General features: G+C 71.5%; 3 protein-coding genes. All 3 read left to right on the top strand.

The genetic code is table 11. From position 1 onward, the window contains the following. Nucleotides 1-141 precede the first annotated feature (141 nt). The 3 genes from iscB (at nt 142) to ABZU75_RS45235 (ending at nt 4,736) form a co-directional block, all read left to right on the top strand. A complete protein-coding gene (gene iscB, locus ABZU75_RS45245; protein ID WP_355569368.1) occupies nt 142-1,545 on the top strand; it encodes an RNA-guided endonuclease IscB in 1,404 nt (467 codons plus the stop codon). 131 nt (nt 1,546-1,676) lie between these two features. Continuing rightward, nucleotides 1,677-3,056 carry a pyridoxal-dependent decarboxylase gene (locus tag ABZU75_RS45240; protein ID WP_355569371.1) on the top strand — a complete coding sequence of 460 codons (1,380 nt, stop codon included), beginning with the start codon at nt 1,677-1,679 and terminating at the stop codon, nt 3,054-3,056. A gap of 117 nt (nt 3,057-3,173) precedes the next feature. Further along, a complete protein-coding gene (locus ABZU75_RS45235; RefSeq protein ID WP_355569365.1) occupies nt 3,174-4,736 on the top strand; it encodes a DUF885 family protein in 1,563 nt (520 codons plus the stop codon). Nucleotides 4,737-4,840 lie beyond the last annotated feature (104 nt).

The raw sequence follows: 4,840 nt of genomic DNA, 5'->3' as shown, positions 1-4,840 counted from the left end.
GTGGGAGCAGACACGCCCGAGGGTGGGCACGAAACGGCTCACGGACACCGCCGCCAGGCGGTACCTGGTGTTCAACCTGGGCGAGGGGAGATCGAACCGACCGGCACCCGGTCCGTTCGGCGTCACCCCGAGGACGCTTCGGTGTCCGAGGGAGCGAACCGTGAGGTTCACCCCGCCGTGTTCGTCCTGGACGCCCGCGGCCACCCGCTCGACCCCTGTCACCCTGCCCGCGCCCGTCGCCTGCTGGCGGTCGGGCGGGCGGTGGTGGTGCGTCACACCCCGTTCGTCATCCGTCTCAAAGACCGGTCGGTGGCCGGCTCCGTTGTGGCAGGCGTGCAGGTCGGTATCGACCCCGGCTCCAGGCACACCGGTCTGGCCGTGTTCACCGACCAGGCCGGGAGCCGGGCCGGACGGTATGCGATCCAGCTCGACCACCGGGGCGCGCTGATCCGCGACAGGCTCACCTCGCGGGCCGCGTACCGGCGAGGGAGGCGCTCACGCAACCTACGCTACCGTGCGCCCCGGTTCCTCAACCGGACCAAGCCGAAGGGGTGGCTCGCGCCGTCCCTGCGACACCGTGTCGACACCACCATGTCCTGGGTGGTGCGGCTGACCCGGTGGGCGCCCGTCACCGCCGTACACGTGGAAAAGGCCTCCTTCGACACCCACACCCTCTCGGCGGGCAAGCCGCTCGAAGGAGCGGAATACCAGCAGGGCACCCTCGCCGGGTACGAGGTCCGCGAATACCTGCTCGCCAAGTGGGGGCGCACCTGCGCCTACTGCGACGCGAGCGGCATACCACTCAACCTCGACCACATCCACCCCCGCAGCCGGGGCGGCTCCGACCGGATCAGCAACCTCACCCTGGCCTGCATCCCGTGTAACCAGACCAAGAACGCCACCCTCGTGGAGGAGTTCCTGAAAACCAGACCCGAACTCCTCACGAAGATCCTCAAACAGGCTAAAGCACCGCTGCGCGACGCCGCCGCCGTCAACACCACCCGCTGGGCACTGTGGCAGGCGCTGAAGGCCACCGGCCTACCCGTGGCAGGCGCCTCCGGCGGGCGCACCACATGGAACCGCTCCCGCACCGGCGCACCGAAGTCCCACACATTGGACGCGCTGCACGTCGGCCACCTCGACACCGTGACCATCTGGCCGTCCACCGCGCTCGTGGCCAAGGCGGCCGGTCGCGGCAGCTACGCCCGCACCATCCCCGACCGGTACGGGTTTCCCCGTATTGTCAGGCCACGGAGCAAACTGCATCACGGCTTCCAGACCGGCGACCTGGTCCGGGCGAACGTCCCGGCAGGCAAGAAGGCCGGGGTCCACGTCGGGCGAGTCCTGGTCCGCTCCTGTGGCTCGTTCGACATCACCACCCGGTACGGTCGCGTCTCCGGGATCAACCACCGGCATGTCCGTCATCTTCAGCGCGCGGACGGCTACGGCTACACGACCCAGAAAGAAGCCGATCGACATGACCGACCGGTCAGGGCATGCTCGGGCCTTGGCGGCTCTCCCGCTCCCGATTCCTCCCAGGCATAAAGGACTCCGTTGCCCAATTCGTTTTCGATCTCCGCGACCTGCCTGGCACTGGATAACGACACCAGACGTCGACCGGCGGCAACTAAGCAACAGAGTCCTAAAGACCGGAGCATCCTCGGGAGGCTCTGGTGATGTGGAATGTTGAGGAGTTCGTCCGCGCGGCCGGGGTGACCGTCGATGAGCTGGCCGCCTACGTGGCGGAGAGCCAGGCGGGGGCGGCGCCGGTCATCCGGCGCAGGCCACCGGGCGAGCTGGCCGAGCGGCTCGGGCTCGCCCGGTGGATCCGCGAGGGCGGGATGACGGCGGAGAGCCACGGGGAGTTCCTGCGCGGCTACCTCGCCGAGGGCACCCGGATGCACCACCCGGCCTACCTGGGACATCAGATCGCCGCGCCCGACTTCCCCGCCGCGCTCGCCGACTTCGTGCACGGCGCGACCAACAACCCGATGGCGGTCTACGAGATGGGCGCCTCGGCGGCGACCGTCGAGTTCGAGGTGCTGCGCTGGATGCTGGGCAAGGTCGGGTTCGGCGAGGCGGGCGGCGGGGTCCTCACCCACGGCGGCTCGCTGGCCAACCTCACCGCGCTGCTGGCCGCGCGGGCGGCGGTCGCCCCCGACGCGTGGACCGACGGCGTCCCCGGTGACCTCGCCCTGCTCGCCCCCGCCGCGGCGCACTACTCGCTCAGCCGCGCGGCCGCGATCCTCGGGCTGGGGGAGCGCGCGGTCATGCCGCTGGACGTGGACGGGCTCGGCAGGGTCGACGTCGCCCGCCTGCCGGATGCCCTGGCACGGGTACGTGAGGCCGGGCGGCGGCCGATGGCCCTGGTGGCGAACGCCTGCGCGACCGGGACCGGGCTCTACGACGACCTGCGCGGGATCGGCGAGTTCTGCGCGGAGAGCGGTGTCTGGTTCCACGTGGACGGCGCCCACGGCGCCTCGGCGCTGCTGGCAGCCGAGCACCGCCACCTGCTCGACGGGATCGAACTCGCCGACTCGCTGATCTGGGACGCGCACAAGATGCTGCGTACCTCCAGCCTGGCCGCCGCGGTGCTGACCCGGCGTGAGGGCGACCTGGACGCGGCCTTCCAGCAGCGGGCCAGCTACCTGTTCTACGGGGAGCAGGGCTTCGACCTCATCGGCAGGACCGTGGAGTGCAGCAAGGCCGAGCTGGGCCTGAAGATCTTCCTCAACCTGGCCTGGCGGGGCGAGCGCGGCCTGGGCGAGCACGTCGCGCGGCAGTACGCCACCGCGCACCGCTTCTGGGAGCTGGCCCGCGAGCGGCCGGGCTTCGAGTGCCCGTACGAGCCGGAGAGCAACATCGTCTGCTTCAGGTACGGCACCGCCGACCCGGCGGACGTCCGCGAGCGCCTGATGGCGGACGGCGCCTTCCAGCTGACCTCGGCGGAGATCGGCGGGGTCCGCCACCTGCGGGTGACCGTCATGGCCCCGGCCACGGACGACAAGACGCTGGAGGCACTGCTCGACCGGATCGCCGAACTGGAGAATCCCTGAATCCAGGAGGGCTGGTCCCCGGTGAACCGGTGAACCGGTGAACGGGTGAACCGGTGAATCCCGGTGCGGACGCCGTGCCAGGTCCCCTGGAACCCGTCCTGATATAGCGTCGCGACCATGACCGAACTCGACGGCCGCCTCCGGGCGGTGTGCGACCTCAATGTCTCCGGTGTCCGGGAAATGGCCGGGCGGCACGAGTACGACGGCCTGATCCAGGACCTGTCGCCTGCGGGGGTGCGCGCCGGGCTGGCCGCGCTCGGTCAGGGGCCGCTGCCCGAGGATCCCTATGACGCGGCGCACCTGCAGATCTTCGAGGAGGCCGCGCGGGTGCAGTTCGCCGAGCTGGAGCTGCACCGGCGCAGCCCCATGGAGCACGTGGGCAACCTGGACCTGGCCACCTACGACCGCGAGTACGCCCCCGAGGCCGAGCGGAACGCCGCCAAGCAGGCCCACCTCGCCCGCTGGCCGGAGGCGGTGGACAACGCGGTCGCCTCGCTCGACCTGCTCAGCGCCCCCGTCGCGACCGCGCTGCTCGGGGCGGTACGCGGCCTGGCCGCCGGGGTGCCCCGCGACGCGAAGGAGAGCGTGCGCGAGGCGGCGTTCAGGGCGCACGCCCGGCTGGTGGAGCACGTCGAGAAGGCCGCGCGCTCCGGCGACCCGGACGCCTCGCTCGGCGCCGAAGGTCTCGCCCGGCTGATGGGCGTCGGCGACGGCCTCCCGGTCGACCTGGGACGGCTGGCCGAGCGCGCCGACGCCGAGCGCGACCGGCTGATGGCCAGGCTGGCGGAGTCCTGCGCGGCGCTGGGATTCGGGGATCGGCCGCCGCTGGAGGTGGCGCGCGAGCTCGTCAAGCAGCACCCCGGCCCGGAGGGCGTGATCGAGGCGGCCAGGATCGGCACCGAGAGCGCCATCGCCTTCACCAGGGAGAAGGACCTGGTGCCCTACCACGACGGGGAGTGCCTCGTCGGTATCGCGCCCGAGTCGCGCCGGTGGGGCATGGCCATGATCAGCTGGTCGGCGCCCGGCGAGCCCGACGGCCCCTCGTGGTACCACGTCACCCCGCCCGACCCCTCGTGGCCGCGGGGCGACATCGAGGAGTGGCTGGAGGTCTTCAGCGAGACCACGCTCCCCGCGATCAATGTGCACGAGGTCGCCCCCGGACACTTCTCGCACGGCCGCGCGCTCCGCCGCGCCCGCTCCGACGTGCGGCGGACGCTGATGTCGACGGCCTTCGCCGAGGGCTGGGCGCACTACGCCGAGGAGCTCTGCGTCGAGGAGGGCTTCGCGCCGGAGGACCCGCGCTTCGAGATCGGCGTGTGGCTGGAGGCGCTGATCAGGGTGACCCGGCTGGCCTGCGCGATCGGCGTGCACTCCGGTGCGATGACCGTCGAGGAGGGGGCCCGCCGCTTCGCCGCCGACACCCACCTCGCCGGCCCGGCGGCCCTCTCCGAGGCGGCGCGGGCCACCTTCGACCCCACCTACGGCCGCTACACCTGGGGCAAGCTGGAGATCCTCGACCTCCGCGACCGCGCCAGAAGCGCCTGGGGCCCCGACTTCGGCCTTAAACGCTTCCACACCGCGATGTTCGACCTCGGCTCCCCACCCCTGGGCCTCCTCGACCACGCCCTTCACTCTCGCCCCGGCGATCGTCGCTCGAAGCCGTCAACGACCCCCTCCTGAAGGAGGGGGCTTGAGGCGCAGCGATGCGCTTCGAAGCCCCGCGTTGACCAGCCCTAGCCATCACGAACTGGAGGTGTGATCCAGATGGCTACGTTTCATGTAAG

This window comes from Streptosporangium sp. NPDC005286 (assembly GCF_040607515.1).
GTDB lineage: Bacteria > Actinomycetota > Actinomycetes > Streptosporangiales > Streptosporangiaceae > Streptosporangium.
This window is presented reverse-complemented; position numbering and strand designations above follow the sequence as displayed.

Bases quoted from the DNA above. Each gene is read 5' to 3' on its own strand.
- ABZU75_RS45240 (WP_355569371.1), top strand. From the start codon at position 1,677: ATGTGGAATGTTGAGGAGTTCGTCCGCGCGGCCGGGGTGACCGTCGAT.
- ABZU75_RS45235 (WP_355569365.1), top strand. From the start codon at position 3,174: ATGACCGAACTCGACGGCCGCCTCCGGGCGGTGTGCGACCTCAATGTC.